This window comes from Amycolatopsis marina (assembly GCF_900111885.1).
Classification (GTDB): Bacteria; Actinomycetota; Actinomycetes; order Mycobacteriales; family Pseudonocardiaceae; genus Amycolatopsis; species Amycolatopsis marina.
Genome location: NZ_FOKG01000007.1, coordinates 239,147 through 260,427 on the forward strand (window position 1 = coordinate 239,147; position 21,281 = coordinate 260,427).

The following is a 21,281-nucleotide window of genomic DNA, read 5'->3' on the forward strand; positions in this document are numbered from 1 at the left end:
TCAGGGTGAGAGCGCAAGCGGAAAGGGGTTCGAAAGGGAACAAAGGCATACTTCGTCTATCGGCAGCCAGGTACTGGTCACTGTGTGACTCGCCCGAGTGAACTTTGGCTACCCGATCGTGGGAATCAGGCCGGTTCGGTGCCGTTCCTGCCCGCTCTGCCTTCTTCGACGTCGAGGGCGAGCAGGGCGACATGCAGCGAGAGCATCGATTCCGGATCCTCCAGCGGTACTCCCAGCACCTGCTCGATCCGGGCGAGTTGCTGGTAGTAGGCGGTCCGCGAGGTGTGTGCGGCAGCGGCGGCGGCCGACTTGTTCCCACCGTGTACGCAGAAGTGCCGCAGCGCCTGTACCAGTCTGCTGCCGGTAACCGCATCTCTGGCCCGCAGTGCGCTCAGCTCCCGCGCCGCGAACGCCGTCACCCGGTCGTCGTCCGCCAGTAGGTGCAGCAGGCCGCGGAGCCGGACGTCCTCGAGGCGGTAGTACGTCTCCGGCCCCTCGGCGATCCCGGTGGCTCCGGCCGCTGCCGTGGTGGCCCCCGCGACGTGCCCGGCCTCGGTGAGCGTGCGTCCCGCTTCGCCTGCCGCCTCGACCACACTGCCTACCGCGACTATGGCGGGCACCGTGCTTCTGTGTTGGTGCAACTCCCGAGCCAGCCTGCGCAGGACCGCATCGGCGTCCGCACCCGGCGACAGTGAGACAAGGGCGTTGACCTCGCTGTCGCCGGTATCGGCGACCAGCGCGGAGACCCGTGCCCTCCGCGCGGCGAGGGCGGTGACCTCGGCGAGGTCGCGCAGCAGCGGCTGGACCGCGGCTACCGGGGCGGGGAAAGCGGCCGTGGTGAGACTCGGCCGGATGGCGACCCCGATCAGCCGTCTGCCCGTCAGGTCGACGGCCAGCGCGGCGGAACGCGCGAGCACCTCCGCCGACGGTGCGGGACGGCGGAGCAGTTCGGCGAGCACGGCCCGGTGCGCCTGTCGTTCCAGGCTCTCACCCTCCCTGGCGAGCAGCCGGTACACCGCGAGGGCCGACGCCGCGCGCTCGGCGACCACGACGTGCCGGTGTGGCGGAGGTTCCGCGGAGACCAGCACGAGTCTGCCCCAGTCGCGGCCGCGGGCGCCCACGATCGTCACCAGCCAACCCGCGCCGTGGTGGTACCCCGTGCGCTCGCCGAGACGAACCGCCTTCGACCGGGTCTGCCAGCGGTACAGCAGTTCCCCCGGATCACTTCCCGCGGTGTCGTAGGCCAGCACCTCGTGGGAGAGCGTTTCCAGCACCACCGGAAGCTCCGTGCTTCGGGCGACCTCCCGCAGCACCTTGTCCGGTTCCGCACCCGCCACCGTCAGTGCCGTGAACGCCTGGTGAACCTGTTCCGCTGCCCGCAGCTCGGCCACCTGGTTGTCGACGATCAGCCCGTTCACCGTCTCGGTCACCGTGACATAGCGGGTCTCGCGCGACAGTGTCACCAACGGGATGCCGTACCGGTCGGCCGCCTTGTGCAACGCGGGCGGTAGTACGTCGTTCCAATGCCGCACCAGTTCGATGACCACACCGGAGGCACCGACCGCGTCCAGCTCCTCGATGTATCCCGCGAGCGCGACCTCGTCGTCGGGGAGCGCGATGCCGGTGGTGAGCACGAGTTCGCCGCCCTTGAGCAGGTGGGCGATGTCGGCGACCTCGGCGACGTGGACCCACCGGACGCTGCGGTCCAGCCCTTCGGCCCCGGCGGCGACCCTCGGCCCACCGTGCCGGATCACCGGCAGGGCCAACACGTCCGCGACGGTCGGGTACATCGACACCCTCCATGCTGCTGAGTCGCGAGTACGCGCACTTCTCGAGACACGGGATCGATCAGGCACAAACTGTACGGCCGCGACCCGTAGTCCGTACATGTTGTCGGTGGCGGCGCCGAGACCGCTGCGGCAAAACTCGCTGAAGGGGGCGGGAAGCGGTTCGCGGCGAAGGGAACGGCGCATGACGGAGGCAGAACTGCTGGCCCGGCACCGGGCGGTGTTACCGAACTGGCTCGCGCTGTACTACCAGGAGCCGATCGAGATCGTCCGTGCGCACGGCAGGCACGTGACGGACTCGCAGGGCCGAACCTACCTCGACTTCTTCGCCGGCATTCTGACCAACGCCATCGGTTACGGCATCGCCGAGATCTCCGACGCCGTCCGCAGCCAGCTCGATACCGGTGTCATGCACACCTCGACGCTCTACCTCATCCGCAGGCAGGTCGAACTGGCGGAGCGGATCGCCGAACTGTCCGGTATCCCGGACGCCAAGGTCTTCTTCACCAGTTCGGGTACCGAGGCCAACGAGACGGCGCTGATGCTGGCCACCCAGTACCGCCGGAGCAACCAGATCCTGGCGTTGCGCAACTCCTATCACGGCAGGGCGTTCGCGACGGTCGGTATCACCGGGAACCGGGGCTGGTCGGCCACCTCGCTGTCCCCGGTGCGGGTCAGTCATGTGCACGGTGGATACCGCTACCGGGGGCCCTTCGCGGGATGGTCCGACGCCGACTACATCGCCGCCTGTGTCCAGGACCTGCGCGACGTGTTGCAGACCACCACCTCCGGTGACGTAGCGGCGCTGATCGCCGAGCCGATCCAGGGCGTCGGCGGATTCAACGTGCCGCCGGACGGCCTGTTCGCCGCGTTCAAGGAGGTGCTCGACGAGTACGGGATCCTGCTGATCTCCGACGAGGTGCAGACCGGCTGGGGCCGGACCGGCGAGCATTTCTGGGGTATCGGCGCCCACGGCGTCACCCCGGACGCGATGACGTTCGCCAAGGGGCTGGGCAACGGCCTCGCCATCGGTGGTGTCGTGGCCCGTGGCGAGCTGATGGACTGCCTCACCGCCAACTCGATCTCCACCTTCGGCGGCAATCCGCTGGCCACCGCGGGGGCGGCCGCGACACTGGACTACCTGCTCGACCACGATCTGCAGGGCAACGCGGCGAAGCTCGGGGACCGGCTGCTCGCCGGTCTGCGGGAGATCGGCGCGCGCACGGACGTCGTCGGCGACGTCCGTGGCAAGGGCCTGATGATCGGGATCGAGTTGGTGGAGCCAGGCGGCAGCGACCCGAGCCCGGCGACAGCGAGCGCGGTACTGGAGCACACCCGCGAGCGCGGGCTGCTCGTCGGCAAGGGCGGGCTGCACAACAACGTCATTCGCCTGGCGCCGCCGATGACGCTGACCGGCGAGGAGGCCGAGCAGGCCCTGGACGTTCTCGGCGAGAGCATCGCCGCGGTCGGCAAGGGGCACACTGGCGCAGGCTGATTGCACCCGCCGCCGTGGGCACCAACCGGTACGTAAACTCGTTGTCAGGTACGCAGCAGGTCTGACGACGCAGGAGGTGCCGGTGGCCAACTCGGACGAACGCCGTTTCGAAGTCCTGCGTGCGATCGTCGCGGACTACGTCTCCAATCAGGAGCCGGTGGGTTCCAAGGCGATCGTGGACCGGCACAACCTCGGTGTGTCCAGTGCCACTGTGCGTAACGACATGGCGGCGCTGGAGGAGGACGGCTACATCACACAACCGCACACCAGCGCGGGGCGGATACCGACGGACAAGGGCTACCGCCTTTTCGTTGATCGTCTTTCGGAGATCAAGCCGCTCAGCGGTGCCGAGCGCAGGGCCATCACCAGTTTCCTCGACGGCGCGATCGACCTGGACGACGTGCTGCGCAGGTCGGTGCGGTTACTCGCCCAGCTGACCAGGCAGGTCGCGATCGTGCAGTACCCGATGCTGACCAACTCGACGGTTCGCCACGTCGAGGTGGTGCCGCTCACCGCGGCCAGGCTGATGCTGGTGCTGATCACCGACACCGGCCGGGTCGACCAGCGCACCGTCGACCTCGGCGACGTCATCAGCGAGGACAACGTCTCCCGGCTGCGCACTGTGCTGAACTCGACACTGGCCGGGCAGCGACTGTCGGAGGCTGCCGCGAAGGTGGCCGAACTGCCGGACCAGTCGCCCGCCGAGTTGCGTGACACCATGACCAGGGTCTGTACCGTGCTGGTGGAGTCATTGGTCGAGCATCCGGAGGAACGCCTGGTGCTCGGCGGTACGGCGAACCTGACCCGCAACGTCGCGGATTTCCCAGGGTCGTTGCGACAGGTGCTGGAGGCGCTCGAGGAACAGGTTGTGATGCTCAAGCTGCTCGCCGCGGCCCGCAACCCCGGTGCCATCTCCGTGCGTATCGGTGAGGAAAATGAGGACGAGCAGATGCGCAGTACCTCGGTCGTGTCGATCGGCTACGGCATGGACGACATGCTGCTGGGCGGCATCGGCGTGATCGGACCGACGAGGATGGACTACCCGAGCACGATCGCCGCGGTACGCGCCGTGGCCAATTACGTGGGCCAGATCCTGTCCGGCAAGTAGCCGGGGGATCACATGCGCCCGAATACCTAGGAGGACGGCAAGACGGTGGCGAGGGACTATTACGGCACCCTGGGGGTGGCCAAGAACGCGTCGGATCAGGAGATCAAGCGCGCCTACCGCAAGCTCGCGCGGGAACTGCACCCCGACGTGAATCCCTCCGAGGACGCGCAGCACAAGTTCAGCGAGGTCACCAGCGCCTACGAGGTCCTGTCCGACCCGCAGAAGCGCAAGATCGTCGACCTCGGCGGGGACCCGATGGACAGCGGCGCGGGCGGCGGTGGCGGGCGGGACCCGTTCGCCGGGTTCGGCGGGCTCGGCGACATCATGGACGCCTTCTTCGGCGCCGCGGGTGGCGGCGGGGGTCGTGGCCGCGGGCCACGCAGCCGCGTGCAGCCCGGCTCGGACGCCCTGATCCGGATCGGTCTGACGCTCGAGGAGTGCGCCACCGGCGTGGACAGGGAGATCACCGTCGACACGGCGACCCTCTGCGACCTGTGCCGCGGTGCGGGCACCGGTGAGGGCGGCACCACGGCGACGTGTGACACCTGTGGCGGCGCGGGGGAGATCCAGTCCGTGCAGCGCTCCTTCCTCGGTCAGGTCGTGACCGCTCGGCCGTGCCCGGTGTGCCGGGGCTTCGGCGAGGTGATCACCGATCCCTGCAGGCAGTGTGGCGGCGACGGCCGGGTGCGTTCTCGTCGTGACGTCACGGCCAAGATCCCCCCAGGCGTCGGCGACGGCATGCGCATCAGGCTCTCCGGCCAGGGCGAGGTCGGCCCCGGCGGCGGTCCGGCCGGCGACCTCTACGTGGAGGTCGACGAGGCCCCGCACGAGGTGTTCGTCCGGCAGGGCAACGACCTGCACTGCAACTTCCGCATTCCGATGACCACGGCCGCGCTCGGCGCGACAGTGCCGCTGGAGACACTGATCGACGGCGAGCACGACATCGACATCGAGCCGGGCACCCAGCCCAACACGGAGCTCGTGCTGACCGGGCTCGGCATGCCGCGGCTGCGCTCCTCCGGGCGGGTCGACGGACGCGGTGACCTGCACGTGCACATCGATGTCGTGGTGCCGACGAAACTCGACGACGGCCAGGAGGAGTTGCTGCGCGAGCTGGCGCAGCGCCGTGGTGAGGAGTCGGCGACGCTGGCCAGCAACGGCAGCAAGCACGGCGGGCTCTTCTCGAAGCTGCGCGCCAGGTCCCGGTAGTGCCTGAGGCGGGGGGAGCCACTCCGCCGGTGTTCCTCGTCCCGCGGCTGCCGGAGGGCACGGAGGCCGTGCTCGGCGGCGAGGAGGCCCGGCACGCCGCCACCGTGCGGCGGCTGCGTCAGGGGGAGCGGCTCGTGCTCTCCGACGGCGCGGGCGGGCTGGCCGACTGCGTCGTCGTCGAGGCGCGGCCGGGCCGGGACGCCGAGCTGGTTCTCGAGATCCGGCAGCGGCGCCACGAACCCGCTCCGGAACTCACCGTCACCGTCGTGCAAGCCCTGGCCAAGGGGGACAGGGGAGAGCTCGCGGTGGAACTCGCCACCGAGGCGGGGGCCGACGCCGTGCTCCCGTGGCGAGCCGCGCGCAGCGTCGCTCGCTGGGACGACGGTCCGCGCGGCGCCAAAGCACTGGAACGCTGGCGGGGGGCGGCGAGATCCGCGGCAAAGCAGGCAAGGCGTGCGTGGGTGCCCGAGGTCTTCGCGCCGGTGAGCACGCGTGAGCTCGTGGACCGCGTTCGCGACAGCGCCCGCACGCTGGTGCTCGAAGCGGCGGCAGCGGGGCCGCTCGGCGCGGCTGTGCTTCCCGAGCGAGGCGAGGTGCTGCTCGTCGTCGGCCCCGAGGGCGGCATCACGGCCGAGGAGCTCGCCGCGCTCGCCGGGGCGGGTGCTGTCAGTGTGCGGCTCGGGCACACGGTCCTGCGGACTTCGACCGCGGCTGCCGTCGCGCTCGGCGCGATCGGCGTGCTCAGCAGTCGCTGGCGCTGATCCCGGCTGAGCCGCGAACCTCCACCGAACGCGGACGTACGGCGGATGTGGCATCGGCTATTTGCTCGCAATCGGGGGCCAATCCTGGCGCAGGTCCGGCGACGCGTTTATCCTTGGCGATTGACGCCACGCAGGTTTTGGCGCTCCGGGGGATTGGTTCCGGTGCGTCGATGTCACCGCCGGACACCTCCCCCCTCGGTCCGGCGGAGCCGCGGCGGCGGTGGAGCGACCCCCAGGCTTCACCGCCCCGCGGCGTTCTACGTTCCGGGGCATCCCCGTGAAAGCGGGGCACTAGAGTTTCGGGCATGAGCGACGCCGAGAACTTGTTCGAGCGGATCATCGCCAGGGAGATACCGGCGGAGATCGTCCACGAGACCGACACCACGCTGGCTTTCCGGGACATTTCACCGCAGGCGAGTTCACACGTGCTCGTGGTGCCGAAGAAGCGGTACCGCAATGTGGCGGAACTCGCGGCCGCGGACGCCGGACTGCTCGCCGAGGTACTGCGCACGGCGGCGATCGTGGCCGAACTCGAGGGGATCGACGAGTCCGGCTATCGGGTGGTCTTCAACACCGGCGCTGACGCTGGTCAGACCGTCTTCCACGTGCATGCCCACGTCCTCGGCGGCGAGCAGCTCGGGTTCTTCGGCCGGCACGAGGGCTGAGGCGCGGGTCGGCGCGACGGGTAGGACACCGGGAACGCGACTGCGCGCACACCTCCGGTACCGCTAGCATCGAGGGCGTCCATACCGAACAACGACAAGCGAACGCGCAGAAAGCAGGCCCGAGCGCACGTGGCCGGTACCGCACAGGGTGGAGCCGCCCGATCCGACGACGTCCCGGAGAACATTCCGCAGCCGACGTCCGGGGCTGCAGTTCCACCGGCACAGTCCAAGTTCCCCGTTCCCGACGCCGCGGTGCTCACGCTGCTGGGTTCCCGGGACGAGAACCTCCGTATCGTCGAGGAGTTGCTGGACGCGGACGTGCACGTCCGCGGTAACGAGGTGACCCTGACCGGCGCCCCCGCCGACATCGCCTTCGCGGAACGGGTGTTCGCCGAGCTGGTGACGCTGGCAAGCCACGGGCAGCAGGTCGGGCCCGACATGGTGCGCCGCACGATCGGCATGCTGTCCGCGGGCAGCTCCGAATCGCCCGCCGAAGTGCTCAGCATGGACATCCTGTCCCGCCGCGGGCGCACGATCAGGCCCAAGACGCTGAACCAGAAGCGCTACGTCGACGCCATCGACAAGCACACGGTCGTGTTCGGGATCGGCCCGGCCGGTACCGGCAAGACCTACCTCGCCATGGCGAAAGCCGTGCAGGCACTGCAGGCCAAGCAGGTGACCCGCATCGTGCTCACCCGGCCCGCCGTCGAGGCGGGGGAGCGGCTCGGTTACCTGCCGGGAACCCTGTACGAGAAGATCGACCCCTACCTGCGGCCGCTCTACGACGCGTTGCACGACATGGTCGATCCGGAGTCGATTCCGCGCCTGATGCAGGCCGGGACCATCGAGATCGCACCGCTGGCGTACATGCGCGGACGCACGCTCAACGACGCGTTCATCATCCTCGACGAGGCGCAGAACACCACGCCCGAGCAGATGAAGATGTTCCTCACCCGGCTCGGTTTCGGCTCGAAGATCGTGGTGACCGGCGACGTCACGCAGGTCGACCTGCCCAGTGGGCAGCGCAGTGGCCTGCGGGTCGTCCGGGAGATCCTCGAGGGTGTGGACGACCTGCATTTCACCACCCTGACCAGTCAGGACGTCGTGCGGCACCGCCTGGTCGGCGACATCGTCGACGCCTACGAGAAGTGGCAGGTGGCCGAGGGCTCGCGGGAGTCGGGCAAGTCCTGGAAGGGCCGCCGGTAACCGGATGAGTATCGAGATCGCCAACGAGTCGGGCGTGCAGGTGGACGAGACGTCCATCGTCTCCGCGGCCCGGTTCGCCCTGGACAAGATGGAAGTCAGCCCGCTCGCGGAGCTGTCGGTCATGCTGGTCACCCTCGAGGTGATGGAGGACCTGCACGAACGGTGGATGGACCTGCCGGGCCCGACGGACGTGATGGCCTTCCCGATGGACGAGCTGGAGTCGACCCGGCGGCCGGACGCTCCCGAGTCCTCCCCCGCGCTGCTCGGGGACATCGTGCTCTGCCCTGCCTTCGCGAAGGATCAGGCGCATGCGGCGGGTCACTCGCTGACCGACGAGTTGCACCTGCTGACCGTGCACGGTGTGTTGCATCTGCTCGGATACGACCACGCGGAACCAACTGAGGAACGCGAGATGTTCGGCCTGCAGAAGCGCATCCTCGCCGAGTTCCAGGCCGCCACACTGGCCGCGCAGCGCAGGGACGCACAGCGCAGCGCCGACGACCGTCTGCTCGGCACGGTGGGCCTTGACGGAGGCCCCGCCGACCCGCCGGGTCACTAGGTCCGCACCGTGCTCCCTTCCGCAACCCTGCTGGTCGTCGCCGTGGTGCTCGTGCTGCTCGGTGGGGTGTTCGCCGCGGCGGACGCCGCCGTGAGCACCGTGTCCAGGGCGCGCGCGGACGGACTGGTCCGGCTCGGCAGCACCGGCGCCCGGCAGCTCGCGCTGGTGGTCGACGAGCGCAGGCGGCACATCAACCTGCTGTTGCTGCTCAGGATGGGCTGCGAACTCACCTCGACGGTGCTCGTGACCGTGGTGTGCCTGCGCTGGATCAATCCGGACGGACTGGCCGTGACCGTCGCCGCCGTGGTGATGGTCGTCGTCAGCTACGTCCTGATCGGGGTCGGTCCGCGCACCATCGGCCGGCAGCATCCGTACCGCGTCGGCCTGCTGGTGGCCGGCCCGGTTCGCGTGCTCGGCACGATCCTCGGGCCGTTGAGCAAGCTGCTCATCGTGGTCGGTAACGCCATCACCCCCGGCAAGGGCTTCCGGGAGGGTCCGTTCAGCTCCGAGGTCGAACTGCGGGAGCTGGTCGACCTGGCCGAGGAGCGCGGGGTCGTCGGCACCGAGGAACGGGAGATGATCCACTCGGTTTTCGAGCTCGGCGACACCGTGGCCAGGGAGGTCATGGTCCCGCGTACCGAGATCGTATGGATCGAGAACACCAAGTCCGTCCGGCAGGCGCTCGCGCTGTCCCTGCGCACCGGGTTCACCCGGTTGCCGGTGATCGGCGAGTCCGTGGACGACATCGTCGGCGTGGTGAACCTCAAGGATCTGGTGCAGTCCTCCATGGCCGAGGACGGTTCGGCCACGGCGGTGGGCGAGCTGATGAATTCGGCCAGCTACGTCCCGGACTCCAAGCGGCTCGACGAGCTGCTCAAGGACATGCAGGTCTCGCACAATCACATGGCCATCGCCGTCGACGAGTACGGGGGCACAGCGGGGCTGCTGACGATCGAGGACATCCTCGAGGAGATCGTCGGGGAGATCACCGACGAGTCCGACACCGAAGAACGCCCACCCGTTGAGCACATCGACGACAGCACCGTCCGGGTCTCCGCGCGCCTCGGTGTCGACGATCTGGCCGAGCTGTTCGGTCTGGACCTCGGCGAACAGGACGTGGAAACCGTCGGGGGGCTGTTGGCGCAGCGGCTCGGCAGGGTGCCACTGCCCGGTGCGGAGGCCGAGGTCGAGGGCCTGCGGCTGCACGCGGAGGGCGGCAAGGACCGGCGTGGCCGAATGCGGATCACCACGGTCGTGGTGCACGCCAACGATGAGCGGATCGCCGGCCGCAGGATGCGCGTGTCCGGGACCGGCGACGACGACGAGCGGGACAGGAGTGTCGAACATGCCTGAGGAGCTGGCGGAGATCGAGCTGGGGCCGGAGGACGAGAAGATCGTGATCCTCGCCAGGTCCGCGAGGGCCCGTACCCAGGCGCTGGAGGGCGCCGCCATCCGGGACACCGACGGGCGCACCTACGCGGCGTGCAACATCGCGCTGCCTTCGTTCTCGCTCACCGCCATCCAGGCGGCGATCGCGGCCGCGGTGTCCAGCGGGGCCGAGGGCATCGAAGCGGCCGCCATCGTCGGTGAGACTCCCCTGTTCGACCAGGCGTCGGTGCACGCGCTGCGGGACATGGGCGGCAGGGCACCGATCTATCTCGCCGACCCGTCCGGCACCGTCCAGGAGGTTCTGCGGCCCGACTGACGGCCGTTTCCGTGCGGGCCCGGTAACCCTCCGGGTCGGCGCGCGGGCCATAGGCGACAATGCTGCGGGTGAGCACTCAGCCAGAGCACCGGTCCGGATTCGCCTGCTTCGTCGGACGTCCCAACGCGGGCAAGTCGACCCTGACCAACGCTCTTGTCGGGAGCAAGGTCGCGATCACGTCGAGCAAACCGCAGACCACCCGGCACGCGATCCGCGGGATCGTGCACCGGCAGGACGCGCAGCTGATCCTCATCGACACACCGGGCCTGCACCGGCCGCGCACGCTGCTCGGCCAGCGGCTCAATGATGTCGTGCACGCCACCTGGTCCGAAGTGGACGTCGTCGGGTTCTGTGTTCCCGCCGACGAGAAGATCGGACCCGGCGACAGGTACATCGCCGCGGAACTGGCCAAGATCGCCAAGCGCACTCCGGTGATCGGCGTCGTGACCAAGACCGACCTGGTGGGCCCCGAGCGGGTGGCCGAGCAACTGATGGCGCTGCAGGATGTCATGGAGTTCGCCGAACTGGTGCCGGTGTCCGCGGTGGACGGCTACCAGGTCGCCACCCTCGCCGATCTGCTGGTCCAGCGGCTGCCCGAGGGGCCCCAACTCTACCCGGACGGTGACCTGACCGACGAGCCCGAGCAGACGCTGGTGGCAGAGCTGATCCGGGAAGCGGCACTGGAGGGGGTCCGCGACGAACTGCCCCACTCGATCGCCGTGACCGTGGAGGAGATGCTGCCCCGCGAGGGCCGCGACGACCTGCTTGACGTGTACGCGTTTCTCTACGTGGAGCGGCCGAGCCAGAAAGGCATCATCCTGGGCCACAAGGGTGAGCGGCTCAAGGACGTCGGCGCGCGGGCCAGGGCGCAGATCGAGGCCCTTCTGGGCAGCAAGGTGTACCTGGACCTGCATATCAAGGTCGCCAAGGACTGGCAGCGCGATCCCAAACAACTGCGCAGGCTCGGCTTCTGACATCCCGTCAGGTCTCGATGTGGTCTCGTGATCCGGAACCCGGCCGCGGCCGAGCGCGGTGATGCTCTACGGTTCGTCGGTTCACATCAGGATCCGGCGTCATCTATGGGATCCTGATGGTCGCCGGAGTGCTCACCTTTGGTCTGTCGACTTCGGACATGGGGTAACGACAGGACACCGGGCGCGGCAGCAGGACCAGGAGGTTCAGTGAGCGACCAGTTCCCGCAGTACCCACAGAACTACGGGGGGCAGGACCCCTACGGCGGGTACGGACAGGGGCCGCAGCCGGGCGCGATGGGGCCAGGGCCCATGGGGCAGCCGTGGCCGTACGGTCAGCCAGGCACTTACGGCGGGTACGGGTACGGGCCGCCCCCGGAGAACCATCTGGTCTGGGCGATCCTGTCCACGGTGCTGTGCTGCCTTCCGCTCGGGATCGTCTCGATCGTGAAGTCCAACCAGGTGCAGACGCTGTGGGCACAGGGCTATCCCGGCGAGGCGATGAAGGCCGCCGACGACGCCAAGAAGTGGGCGATGTGGTCGGCGATCGTGGCGGGGATCGGCGTGCTGCTCTACATCGCGTTCATCGTGGTTGGGTTGGTGATCGCGGGCGTATCGCTGCGGGACGCCGGGCCGTGACGGCAGGCGTCTACACCGGAGTCCCCGCGTCGGGTTGGCGCTCGCGACTCAGTGCGCTGGCGCCACCGATGGGCGTCGTGGGGGCTGCGGCGGTGGGATGCGCGGTCATCGCGCTCGCCGATCCCACGACGCCTGGCGGGATCCTGCCCACGTGCCCGACGAAGGCGTTCTTCGGAATCGTCTGCCCCGGCTGCGGCGCGCTCCGGATGATCTACAGCGTCCTGCACGGTGACATCCCCGCCGCGATGCACTACAACGCGGTGAGCCTCGCGGTGCTGGTCCTGTTCGCGTGGAGCACGATCGCGTGGACCGCGGGCAGGCTGCGGGGCAGCTGGGTGGCGAGTTGGCTGCACTGGCGCTGGACTCCGCTCGCCACGGGTGTCGTGGTGGGGGTGTGGGCGGTCGTGCGCAACCTGCCCTTCGCGCCGTTCCTCGCGCTGCGGGTCTGACACATGGAGCGGCCGACTCTGTCGAGCAACCTCCGGCGCGGCTCGCGTGCACTCGGACCGCCGATGGCGGCGCTGGCCGGGCTCGCGGGGTGCTGCGCGGTGGTGTTGTGGGCAGATCCGACGACGCCGGGAGGCGCGCTCCCGGTCTGCCCGACCAAGGCACTGCTCGGTCTCACCTGCCCGGCCTGTGGTGGTCTGCGGATGGTCTACAGCCTGCTGCACGCCGACGTGCCTGCGGCGCTGCACTACAACGCCCTCGGTGTGCCCGCCGCGGTGCTTTTCGTCTGGGGAATGCTCACCTGGACGCTCACCCGGCTGCGGGGGCGACCGGTGGCAGGCTGGCAGCACCAGCGCTGGACTTCGCCTGCCTTCGCCGTGGTGCTGCTCGCGTGGTTCGTCGTGCGTAACCTGCCGTTCGCCCCGTTCGTCGAGCTCCGCGTGTGAGCCGAATCGACCTTCCGGACCCGGCGTTGATCGACGATGTACGCTCCTGCACGCCAGGGTGCAGAACCGGGTGTGCATAGCAGGGGGAGACTCATGACCAATCCATACGAGCCCCAGTCGTACGGGCAGCAGCCCGGCGGTTTCGGGCAGCCGTCCGGGGGATTCCAGGCACAGCCGGGACAGATGCCGGGACCGGCGCCGGGGCAGCAGGCGCCGGGCGCCTACGGCCACCCATCCGGCGCGTTCCCCGCCGCACCCGGGCAGTTCCCCGGCCAGCAGCCGCCCTTCGGCGGTGGCGCTCCCGGTCAGCCGCCCTTCGGCGGACCGCCCGTAGCGCCACAGGGACTCGCGAGCTGGGGGCAGCGCGCCGGGGCATACCTGATCGACATGGCACCGCCGTTCGTCGTCATCCTGATCGGCGCGCTGGTGATGCTGGGCTCGACCACTGTCGGTGTCATCGTGATGGGCATCGGATACCTCGGCACGTTCGGCTGGGCGCTCTACAACAGGTGGATCCAGGGTGGGAACACCGGCCAGTCGTTGGGCAAGCGGGTGGTGGGCATCCGGTTGCTCGGCGAGCAGACCGGCCGGCCCATCGGGGCCGGTATGGCATTCGTCCGCGATCTCGCGCACGCCCTGGACGGCCTCGCCTGCTACATCGGCTTTCTGTGGCCGCTGTGGGACGAGAAGCGCCAGACGTTCTCCGACAAGGTCATGTCGACCCTGGTGGTCCAGTCTCCCGCGGGTCCAGGAGGACCGGGTGGCGGACAGCAGCCGGGAGGCTTTCCTGCCCAGCCAGGTGGCTACCCCCAGCAGTTCGCGCCGCAGCAGCCCGGCGGTTTCCCGGGGCAGGGCGGCTACCCGCAGCAGCCGCAGCAGCCCGGTGGCTACCCCCAGCAGCCGGGCGGGTTTCCCCAGCAGCCTGGCGGTTTCGGCGGTCAGTACCCGCCGCAGTAGCGAGGGTGCCGGGACACGCTCTGGCGGCACGCTGAGCGCCCGGCTGTCACCCCGAGGTGGGACGATGGTGCGGTGAGTCTCTATCGCGACACCGGAGTGGTGCTGCGGGTGCACAAGCTGGGTGAGGCCGATCGGATCATCACCCTGCTCACCCGCAGGCACGGCAAGGTGCGTGCCGTGGCCAAGGGCGTGCGCCGTACCACCTCCCGATTCGGGGCAAGGCTCGAGCCCTTCGGTCACGTCGACGTGCAGTTCTACACGGGTCGCACCCTCGATGTGATCACGCAGGTGGAGACGGTCGATGCCTTCGCGCTGCCGCTGGTGGCGGACTACCAGCGCTACATGGCAGCAAGCGCCATCACCGAGACCGCGGACCGGCTGGCCGCGGAGGAGGGCGAGCCCGCGCTCAAGCTGTACCTGCTGCTCACCGGCGCACTGCGCGCACTGGCAGCGGGCGAGCGCGACGCGTCCCTCGTGCTGGACGCGTTCTTCCTGCGGGCGATGTCGTTCGCGGGGTGGGCTCCCGCTATCGCCGAATGCGCCCGGTGCGGTGCTCCCGGTCCACACTCGGCGTTCCATGTGCAGGCGGGTGGTTCGCTGTGCGTGCAGTGCAGGACCGCCGGTTCCGTCCACCTCGCCCCCGAGGTGCTCGTCCTGCTCGAGTCGCTGCTGAATGGTGAGTGGACGGTCGCGGAGCAGAGCGTGCAGGGCACCCGGCGCGATGCCAGCGGCCTGGTCGCGGCGCACCTGCAGTGGCATTTGGAGCGTCAGCTACGGTCACTGCCCTTCGTGGAGCGCAGGGCCCACGAACGGCGTCCCCGTGAGGAGCCGGTGAGCGGCAAGTAGGGTCGGCAATTGCTCAGGTTCGCCGGCGAGGAGGTATCAGTGCGGCGCAGGGGACGCACGACCGTGGTGTCACCAGGAGATCTGCGGGCTCCGGACCCGCACCCCTCCGGTGCGCGGCCACCGGACATCCCGCCGGAGTTGGTGCCACAGCATGTCGCGTTGGTCATGGATGGCAACGGCCGCTGGGCCAACCAGCGCGGACTGCCGCGGATCGAGGGCCACAAGCGCGGCGAGGCCGTCATGATCGACGTCGCGAGCGGGGCCGTCGAGCTGGGCGTCAAGTGGCTGTCGGTGTACGCCTTCTCCACGGAGAACTGGAAGCGCAGCCCGGACGAGGTGCGTTTCCTGATGGGCTTCAACCGCGACACGATCCGGCGGCAGGTGGACTATCTCGGTTCGATCGGGGTACGGATCCGCTGGGCGGGTCGCAGGCCGAAGCTGTGGCGCAGTGTCATCAAGGAGCTGCAGGTCGCCGAGGAGAAGACCAAGCACAACACGGCGATGAACATGACCATGTGCGTCAACTACGGCGGCCGGGCCGAGATCGGCGACGCGGTGCGCCGGATCGCGCAGCTGGCGGCCGACGGACAGATCAATCCGGACAAGGTTGACGAACGTACGATCGCCCGATATCTGTACCAGCCGGAGATGCCGGACGTGGACCTGTTCCTGCGTCCCTCCGGTGAGCAGCGCACCTCCAACTTCATGCTGTGGCAGGCGGCCTACGCTGAGTTCGTGTTCCAGGACACACTGTTCCCCGATTTCGATCGAACGCACCTGTGGCGGGCGTGCCTGGAGTACGCCAAACGGGACCGTCGCTTCGGTGCGGCGCTGGATCTGACAACTGAAACCGACAGGACGGCTGCGACGTCTGCACCGTTCCCGGAGGGCGCATCATGACCACGGAAGCCGCGGACACCGCGGACCTGCTTACCAGGGCGCGGGAGTCGCTCGAGCGTTACCTCGAAGTCCATGTGGACGACGACGGCGCGCTGACCTTCTCCCACGCCGACGTCCCGTGTGTCGTGCAGGCGACCCGGCTCGCGGAGGGGCTGACGATGCTCAGCCTGACCTGCGTTGTGGCCTGGGACCTGCCCGCCGATCCGGCGCTGTCCGCCGCGGTCGCCGAGCGCGCGGGGCAGGGACTGTTCGGGACACTGGGTACCGTCCACACCGATCGGGGTATCGATCTGACCCTGCGCTATGCGTTTCCCGCGCAGGGGATGGACCTCGCGCCGCTGGGCACGCTGCTGATGCTGGTCGTGTCGACCGCCTCGCAGGTCCGTTCCGACCTGCTCGGGACCGAAGCAGGAGAGCCGGGTGCCGAGACCGGGCACTGACTGGCATCATGCCTCAAATGGAAACGGTTTCCGATGTCGCTGTACGTCCCGGTGAGCCGGACCGGCGACGGCGCGGCATCACCTCGGTCGAGGTGCTGTGCGCGGTCCTGCTGATCGCGATTCTCGGTCAGACCTGGTTGCAGTCGACGCTGGACGTCCCCGCGCTGCGTACCGGAGCCACCGTGTTCGTCGCGGTGTGTGTGCAGGCGATGCCTTTCCTGGTGCTTGGTGTGCTGATCAGCGGCGGTATCGCGGCTTTCGTCCCGGCCAGGGTCCTGCGCAGGGTGCTGCCGCGCAGGGAGGGCGCCGCGGTGGGGGTCGCGGGCCTGGCCGGTGTTGCGCTGCCGGGGTGTGAGTGTGCTTCCGTCCCCGTGGCGCGCAGGTTGATCGGCCAGGGGGTGGCGCCCGCCGCGGCGCTGACCTTCCTGCTGGCCGCGCCCGCGGTGAATCCGGTGGTGCTCGTCGCCACCGCGGTCGCCTTCCCCGGCGAACCCGGCATGGTGATCGCCCGCTTCCTCGGCTCGCTCGCGACCGCGATGGTGATGGGCTGGTTGTGGGCGCGGTGGGGCAAGCTCGAGTGGATCGCCGAGCGGGCGCTGCGCCGTATGCCGGATATCGCTGTGGGCAACCGCTGGCGCACCTTCGCCGAGACGGCGCGGGCCGACCTCGTCGACGCGGGTGGGTTCCTGGTGCTGGGCGCGTTGATCTCCGCAGCGATGGGCGTGCTGGTGCCCGGCGAGTGGTTCGGCGTGCTGGGCGAGCAAATCGTGCTCGGGATCCTGGTGATGGCCGTGCTCGCGGTGGTCCTGGCGCTGTGCAGCGAGGCCGACGCCTTCGTCGCGGCGTCCCTGAGCGCGCTGCCGCTGCTGCCGAAGCTGGTGTTCCTGGTGGTCGGCCCCGCGATCGACGTGAAGCTGTTCGCACTGCAGGCGGGAACGTTCGGCAGGTCGTTCGCGCTGCGGTTCGCGCCGGTCACCTTCGTGGTGGCGATCGTCTGTGCCGTGCTGGCCGGCTGGCTCGTACTGGGGGGTGTCCGATGAGACGCGAGACGCAGAACATCCTGCTGATCCTGCTGGGCGGGGCCCTGCTGAAGATCGCGTTCACCGGCGACTACCTGCGCTACGTCAAGCCGTCTCAGCAGCTGTGGGTCATCGGTGGAGGCGCGGTCATGGTCGCGCTCGGCGCGATCGCCATAGGGCGTGACCTGCTGGCGGCACGGGCGGCGGCCGCTGCGGAGTCCACAGGGGACGGTTGCGGCGCCGAGCACCACCACTCGGCGCGCGCCGCGTGGCTGCTGATGGTGCCGGTGCTGGCGGTGTTCCTGGTCGCTCCGCCCGCACTCGGGTCCGACTCCGTCACCAGGACCCAGGCCAGGGCACCGCAGAGTTCGGCGGCTCGGGACGCCGCGGCGTTCCCGCCGTTGCCGGACGAGGAGGTCGTCCCGCTCGCCGTGTCGGACTTCGTGGCAAGGGCGGGCTGGGACGAGAACGGGACATTGACCGGCCGCACCGTGTCGCTGTCCGGCTTCGTCGTGCAGGACGGTGGCTCGACGCGGCTGGCCCGCATGGTGATCAGCTGTTGCGCGGCGGATGCCTTCCCGGTCACGGTACATCTGGCCGGTGGCAGCGGGAGTGAGTTGGCCGGACTGGAGCAGGACAGCTGGATCGAGGTCACCGGGCAGGTGGTGCCGGGGACGGCGACCCGGCAGAACAGCTACACCCCGGACCTCACCCTGCAGTCCCTGCGCCAGATCCCCACTCCCCAGAACCCCTACGAGTTCTGACCCCCAACTCACCACCCGGCCGCAGCTTGGTGCGTCTGCAAGTACCCCCATGCAAGATCAACTACGCCGCCAACCGCTACCAACCCGGCGGTGCTGTCGTCTTGTGGCAGCGCCGCGTGACGCGGGGGACGTCGATGTGTTGGTAGTGGTTGAGGCACATGTCGATCTTGCATGGTGGTACTTGCAGACGCTCCAACCGGCCACGCGCCCAGGTGACGAACAGGGATAGGGGGCGGGAGGGGCGGGAAGGGGTGGGGGGATGTGGGAAGGGGGATTAGGAGTAGCGGGCGCGGCAGGTGGCGCAGGTGCCGACGATCTCCACGGTGTGGCTGATGTCGGAGAAACCGTTGCCGTCGGCGATCTTGTCCGCCCAGCGCTCCACCGCCGGGCCCTCGATCTCCACGGTGTATCCGCAGTGCCTGCACACCAGGTGGTGGTGATGGTGCGAGGAGCAACGCCGGTAGATGGCCTCGCCGGAGTCCGTGCGCAGCACGTCGATCTCGCCCGCCTCGGACAGCGACTGCAACGTGCGGTACACGGTCGTCAGGCCGATACCCTCACCCCGCTTGCGCAGCTCGTCGTGCAACTCCTGTGCGGAGCGGAAGTCGTCGACCTCGTCCAGGAGTTCGACGACCGCGGCCCGCTGCTTCGTCGCCCTGCGTCCCGGCACCGGCGCATGGCCGCGGGTGATGGGACCGCTCATGAGTGCCCGCCCTCCTGTACGTGAGTGACCGCGTCGACCACGATGTGCGCGAGGTGGTCGTCGACGAGACGGTAGACGACCTCCCGTCCACGCCGCTCACCGTGTACGACACCGGCCGACTTGAGAACCCGAAGGTGCTGACTGATCAGTGGCTGGGTGGTGTCCAGCGCGTCGACGAGTTCGTGCACGCAGCGATGCCCGTCGCGCAGCTGCAGGACGATCGCGATCCGTACGGGGGCCGCCAGCGCGCGCAGCAGCTCACCGGCGTCGGTCAGCACTTCCGCGGGGGGTGGGGGAGTGGGCGGAGACGTCGGGCGGTCCGGCGGGTGCACGTGTTGTTCCGCCTCTCCGGGCGGCAGCCCGCCGGTTGCCGTCTCCGAACTCACCGTCGCCATTCGATCTCCAGCCGTTGTTTCAGACCCCGGATGCGGTCGCGAGCGGATGACCGGTGTCGGGGGTTGTCACTCCATCCTAGTGTCGTGCCGGTGAGTGCCCCGCCCGTCGCGCCAGCCCGGTGTCGTTGCCACGGCAGAGCTACTCCATTCGGGTGACATCCGGCCGAATTTCCACGTAACTGGAGTCCGGTCTTCGCCAGAGGTGAAAGTTTGTCGCGTGATCCGGCCAGGCGGCCCCGAGTTGTGTCATCGTCGTACTCCGGAGGTGGGGGTGGCACTGAAGGAGCAGTTCGAGGGACGCCGCGATCCGGTACGCCCACGAACGGGACCAGAAGCCGAGGAGACATGACTCGTTCCGTGATCAGGATGGTGGGCTGCGCCGCTGTCCTCGCCCTGGCGGCAGTGCCCGGTGTCGCCGCCGCCCAAGACGTCCGCACCGTGGACGCGGAGACCGGTCCCGTCGCATTCGCGAACGCCGTGGCCGTGAAGGTGGGCGAGGACGGGCAGGGTGGTGGCACGGTGATCACCGAGACCCAGCGTTCGCCGGTGAGTCCGGGCGGTTCGAAGCTATCCCAGGATCGCTCCACGGTGCCCGCCTCGGATGGCGAGAAGAACGCCATCGGCCCGCACTACGCGATCAACCTCGGCCGCTTCGAGCCAGGCGCGAGCCCGTTCCCGGCCGGCGTCACCAGCCGGGAGCACAACATCGTCGCGACGCTCAGGGACACGACGGTGCCCGCCGCCGTGGCCGAGAGCAACTACGCCCTCCGCGACCTCCGCGCCGAGACCGCCGAGGACTCCACGATCACCGAGGACTCCACGACCGCCGAGACCACCGAGCCCTCCGGGGGTGCCGAGTCCGCGCCGGGCTCCTCGGTGGCGAGCACCGTGCTGGCGTTCGAGGGCGCACGCAGCGCCGTCGAGTGCGCCGCCGCCGACGACGTGACCGCCGAGACCACCGCCGACGCGCTCTGGGTACTCGGCGAGGACGGCGAACTCGCGCCCGCCGAACTGCCGCGGGGGGACGCCGAGCTGCGCCTGGAAAATCTGCCCTTGGGTGCGCCGCTGAACCTGCAGGACGCCGACGACGAGCACTCCACGTCCGACGTGGTGGTTCGCCGGGTGACCGAGTTCGACCAGCTGCTGCGCCAGGAGAAGTGGCGTGGGGGTGACGTCACCGCCGCCGCGGGATGGCACGTCGAGATCATCAGTCAGCTCCGCGACGCCGAGGGTGAGGACCTCGGCAAGGTGGTGCGCACCAGGATGGTCTTCGGCGGCGTCAGCTGCTCCCTGCCACACGGGTTTGCCGCGCTCCCTCCCCGGTCGCAGCAGCGGCCGGCCGTCCCGATCAAGATCCCCGCCGGTGTCTCGGTGCAGGAGTCCGGCCAGGAGCCGCTCGGGTACGCGCTGGTCGGGGCCGGCCTCGTACTCGGTGCCGCGGCGTTGCTGGTGCGGCGCCCGGCTCGTCGTCGCGGTTGCGAGCAGGTTCGGCAGAACGGCGAGTAGCGCCCGATGGACGACAGCGTGTCACCGTCCACACCGGACGAATCCGGACGAACTCGCCGCCCGCGACGGCGAGCCTGGCTCGCCGCGGCCCTCGGTCTGCTCGCGGTAGCCGTCACGCTCGCGGGTGTGGTCGTACTCGGCGCCCCCGAGCCGCCGCCCCCGGCTCCGGTTCGCGCGGTGCCAACGACAGGTGCCGAACTGGCAGCCGAGACGACGGCCGAGGCAACCGTCGAGCGCCCGGTGGCGACGGTCCAGCGGCCGGGGACCGTCCGACTGCCAGAGGGCGGAACCGCGAGGCTGGTGCGCCGGGAGCTGACCGACGACGGCACGCTGCCGATCCCGGACAGCCTCGAGGAGGCCACCTGGTGGGGTGCCGGTCTCGGAGCCGAGCGTGGCGCGGCCCTGCTGTCCGGACACGTGAACTGGAACCGGGTGAAGGGGCCGTTCGACGAACTGTGGCGCAACCGGCCGGGGCAGGAGGTGCGGGTGGTCGACACCGAGGGCGGAGCGTGGACCTACCGGATCACCGAGGTGGTCACGGTCGACAAGCACGATCTGCCGTCCGTCGCCGAGCGGTTGTTCGGGCAGGACGGCCCGCACCGGCTGGTTCTGGTCACCTGTGGTGGTGACTACGTCGGCGGAACGGACGGATACTCCGACAACCGGATCGCCACCGCGGAACTCGTGCGGCGGCCCTAGTGTCGGGACACTAGCCAGTCCCCTCGCGGAGCCGGTGTGACCGGCGGGATACTC

24 protein-coding genes are annotated in these 21,281 nt (G+C 69.5%); 21 read left to right on the plus strand and 3 right to left on the minus strand.

Translation table 11 applies throughout. The features are described from left to right. Positions 1–125: 125 nt before the first annotated feature. Positions 126–1,790 (minus strand): PucR family transcriptional regulator, encoded by a 1,665-nt coding sequence (locus BM199_RS14030; protein ID WP_091673568.1) that lies wholly within the window; start codon positions 1,788–1,790, stop codon positions 126–128. A 181-nt stretch (positions 1,791–1,971) separates the two neighbouring features. Here BM199_RS14030 and BM199_RS14035 point away from each other — a divergent pair, with 181 nt between their 5' ends. The 19 genes from BM199_RS14035 to BM199_RS14125 all read left to right on the plus strand — a co-directional run bounded on the left by BM199_RS14035 (position 1,972) and on the right by BM199_RS14125 (position 17,924). After that, positions 1,972–3,282 (plus strand): aspartate aminotransferase family protein, encoded by a 1,311-nt coding sequence (locus tag BM199_RS14035; RefSeq protein ID WP_091673570.1) that lies wholly within the window; start codon positions 1,972–1,974, stop codon positions 3,280–3,282. Between the two features lie 82 nt (positions 3,283–3,364). Beyond that, positions 3,365–4,390, plus strand: a complete 1,026-nt coding sequence (gene hrcA, locus BM199_RS14040; protein WP_091673571.1) for a heat-inducible transcriptional repressor HrcA — start codon at positions 3,365–3,367, stop codon at positions 4,388–4,390. Between the two features lie 45 nt (positions 4,391–4,435). Further along, on the plus strand, positions 4,436–5,599 hold the full coding sequence (gene dnaJ, locus BM199_RS14045) for a molecular chaperone DnaJ (protein WP_091673573.1): 1,164 nt from the start codon (positions 4,436–4,438) through the stop codon (positions 5,597–5,599). After that, complete coding sequence (locus BM199_RS14050; protein WP_091673575.1) at positions 5,599–6,360, plus strand: 16S rRNA (uracil(1498)-N(3))-methyltransferase; 762 nt, start codon at positions 5,599–5,601, stop codon at positions 6,358–6,360. The genes dnaJ and BM199_RS14050 overlap by 1 nt, the downstream gene beginning before the upstream one ends. Before the next feature lie 305 nt (positions 6,361–6,665). After that, on the plus strand, positions 6,666–7,025 hold the full coding sequence (locus tag BM199_RS14055) for a histidine triad nucleotide-binding protein (protein ID WP_091673577.1): 360 nt from the start codon (positions 6,666–6,668) through the stop codon (positions 7,023–7,025). 129 nt (positions 7,026–7,154) lie between these two features. After that, the gene (locus BM199_RS14060; protein WP_091673579.1) at positions 7,155–8,231 is read left to right on the plus strand and encodes a PhoH family protein; all 1,077 of its coding nucleotides are present in this window, start codon (positions 7,155–7,157) and stop codon (positions 8,229–8,231) included. 4 nt (positions 8,232–8,235) lie between these two features. Next, complete coding sequence (gene ybeY / locus BM199_RS14065; RefSeq protein ID WP_091673581.1) at positions 8,236–8,790, plus strand: rRNA maturation RNase YbeY; 555 nt, start codon at positions 8,236–8,238, stop codon at positions 8,788–8,790. Between the two features lie 9 nt (positions 8,791–8,799). Next, positions 8,800–10,143, plus strand: a complete 1,344-nt coding sequence (locus BM199_RS14070) for a hemolysin family protein (RefSeq protein ID WP_091673583.1) — start codon at positions 8,800–8,802, stop codon at positions 10,141–10,143. After that, positions 10,136–10,495 (plus strand): cytidine/deoxycytidylate deaminase family protein, encoded by a 360-nt coding sequence (locus BM199_RS14075; RefSeq protein ID WP_091673585.1) that lies wholly within the window; start codon positions 10,136–10,138, stop codon positions 10,493–10,495. The genes BM199_RS14070 and BM199_RS14075 overlap by 8 nt, the downstream gene beginning before the upstream one ends. A gap of 68 nt (positions 10,496–10,563) precedes the next feature. Next, positions 10,564–11,469, plus strand: coding sequence for a GTPase Era (gene era / locus BM199_RS14080; protein ID WP_245788353.1), 906 nt, complete (start codon positions 10,564–10,566; stop codon positions 11,467–11,469). 207 nt (positions 11,470–11,676) lie between these two features. After that, positions 11,677–12,105: a CD225/dispanin family protein gene (locus tag BM199_RS14085; RefSeq protein WP_425425527.1), complete on the plus strand. Its 429-nt coding sequence runs from the start codon at positions 11,677–11,679 to the stop codon at positions 12,103–12,105. Beyond that, positions 12,102–12,554: a DUF2752 domain-containing protein gene (locus BM199_RS14090; protein WP_218160343.1), complete on the plus strand. Its 453-nt coding sequence runs from the start codon at positions 12,102–12,104 to the stop codon at positions 12,552–12,554. The genes BM199_RS14085 and BM199_RS14090 overlap by 4 nt, the downstream gene beginning before the upstream one ends. Positions 12,555–12,557: 3 nt before the next feature. Then, complete coding sequence (locus tag BM199_RS14095) at positions 12,558–12,998, plus strand: DUF2752 domain-containing protein (protein WP_091673589.1); 441 nt, start codon at positions 12,558–12,560, stop codon at positions 12,996–12,998. Positions 12,999–13,091: 93 nt separating this feature from the next. Further along, on the plus strand, positions 13,092–13,955 hold the full coding sequence (locus tag BM199_RS14100; protein WP_091673591.1) for an RDD family protein: 864 nt from the start codon (positions 13,092–13,094) through the stop codon (positions 13,953–13,955). A gap of 72 nt (positions 13,956–14,027) precedes the next feature. Then, complete coding sequence (gene recO, locus BM199_RS14105) at positions 14,028–14,801, plus strand: DNA repair protein RecO (protein ID WP_091673593.1); 774 nt, start codon at positions 14,028–14,030, stop codon at positions 14,799–14,801. A 39-nt stretch (positions 14,802–14,840) separates the two neighbouring features. Next, entirely contained in the window at positions 14,841–15,701 is an 861-nt protein-coding gene (locus BM199_RS14110; protein WP_245788354.1) for an isoprenyl transferase, read from the plus strand. Continuing rightward, positions 15,698–16,141 carry a hypothetical protein gene (locus BM199_RS14115; RefSeq protein WP_091673595.1) on the plus strand — a complete coding sequence of 148 codons (444 nt, stop codon included), beginning with the start codon at positions 15,698–15,700 and terminating at the stop codon, positions 16,139–16,141. Before BM199_RS14110 ends, BM199_RS14115 begins: the two co-directional genes overlap by 4 nt. Before the next feature lie 17 nt (positions 16,142–16,158). Then, positions 16,159–17,181 carry a permease gene (locus BM199_RS14120; protein WP_091673597.1) on the plus strand — a complete coding sequence of 341 codons (1,023 nt, stop codon included), beginning with the start codon at positions 16,159–16,161 and terminating at the stop codon, positions 17,179–17,181. After that, the gene (locus BM199_RS14125; protein WP_091673599.1) at positions 17,178–17,924 is read left to right on the plus strand and encodes a TIGR03943 family putative permease subunit; all 747 of its coding nucleotides are present in this window, start codon (positions 17,178–17,180) and stop codon (positions 17,922–17,924) included. The genes BM199_RS14120 and BM199_RS14125 overlap by 4 nt, the downstream gene beginning before the upstream one ends. A gap of 274 nt (positions 17,925–18,198) precedes the next feature. On the opposite strand, the gene BM199_RS14130 is transcribed toward BM199_RS14125, so the two are convergent. Together BM199_RS14130 and BM199_RS14135 are read right to left on the minus strand one after the other, a co-directional pair. Next, positions 18,199–18,627 carry a Fur family transcriptional regulator gene (locus BM199_RS14130; RefSeq protein WP_091673601.1) on the minus strand — a complete coding sequence of 143 codons (429 nt, stop codon included), beginning with the start codon at positions 18,625–18,627 and terminating at the stop codon, positions 18,199–18,201. Beyond that, a complete protein-coding gene (locus BM199_RS14135; protein ID WP_091673602.1) occupies positions 18,624–19,022 on the minus strand; it encodes an ArsR/SmtB family transcription factor in 399 nt (132 codons plus the stop codon). Before BM199_RS14135 ends, BM199_RS14130 begins: the two co-directional genes overlap by 4 nt. A 345-nt stretch (positions 19,023–19,367) precedes the next feature. On the opposite strand from BM199_RS14135, the gene BM199_RS14140 reads away from it, so the two are divergent. Both BM199_RS14140 and BM199_RS14145 read left to right on the plus strand, forming a co-directional pair. Beyond that, positions 19,368–20,528: a hypothetical protein gene (locus BM199_RS14140; protein ID WP_091673604.1), complete on the plus strand. Its 1,161-nt coding sequence runs from the start codon at positions 19,368–19,370 to the stop codon at positions 20,526–20,528. Between the two features lie 6 nt (positions 20,529–20,534). Next, positions 20,535–21,227, plus strand: a complete 693-nt coding sequence (locus tag BM199_RS14145; RefSeq protein ID WP_091673606.1) for a class F sortase — start codon at positions 20,535–20,537, stop codon at positions 21,225–21,227. The last annotated feature ends 54 nt before the right edge of the window (positions 21,228–21,281 follow it).

Coding starts and splice junctions, on each gene's coding strand:
- BM199_RS14030 (WP_091673568.1), bottom strand. CDS start 1,790: ATGTACCCGACCGTCGCGGACGTGTTGGCCCTGCCGGTGATCCGGCAC.
- BM199_RS14035 (WP_091673570.1), top strand. CDS start 1,972: ATGACGGAGGCAGAACTGCTGGCCCGGCACCGGGCGGTGTTACCGAAC.
- BM199_RS14055 (WP_091673577.1), top strand. CDS start 6,666: ATGAGCGACGCCGAGAACTTGTTCGAGCGGATCATCGCCAGGGAGATA.
- ybeY (WP_091673581.1), top strand. CDS start 8,236: ATGAGTATCGAGATCGCCAACGAGTCGGGCGTGCAGGTGGACGAGACG.
- BM199_RS14075 (WP_091673585.1), top strand. CDS start 10,136: ATGCCTGAGGAGCTGGCGGAGATCGAGCTGGGGCCGGAGGACGAGAAG.
- BM199_RS14095 (WP_091673589.1), top strand. CDS start 12,558: ATGGAGCGGCCGACTCTGTCGAGCAACCTCCGGCGCGGCTCGCGTGCA.
- BM199_RS14100 (WP_091673591.1), top strand. CDS start 13,092: ATGACCAATCCATACGAGCCCCAGTCGTACGGGCAGCAGCCCGGCGGT.
- BM199_RS14115 (WP_091673595.1), top strand. CDS start 15,698: ATGACCACGGAAGCCGCGGACACCGCGGACCTGCTTACCAGGGCGCGG.
- BM199_RS14120 (WP_091673597.1), top strand. CDS start 16,159: ATGGAAACGGTTTCCGATGTCGCTGTACGTCCCGGTGAGCCGGACCGG.
- BM199_RS14125 (WP_091673599.1), top strand. CDS start 17,178: ATGAGACGCGAGACGCAGAACATCCTGCTGATCCTGCTGGGCGGGGCC.
- BM199_RS14130 (WP_091673601.1), bottom strand. CDS start 18,627: ATGAGCGGTCCCATCACCCGCGGCCATGCGCCGGTGCCGGGACGCAGG.
- BM199_RS14135 (WP_091673602.1), bottom strand. CDS start 19,022: ATGGCGACGGTGAGTTCGGAGACGGCAACCGGCGGGCTGCCGCCCGGA.
- BM199_RS14140 (WP_091673604.1), top strand. CDS start 19,368: ATGACTCGTTCCGTGATCAGGATGGTGGGCTGCGCCGCTGTCCTCGCC.
- BM199_RS14145 (WP_091673606.1), top strand. CDS start 20,535: ATGGACGACAGCGTGTCACCGTCCACACCGGACGAATCCGGACGAACT.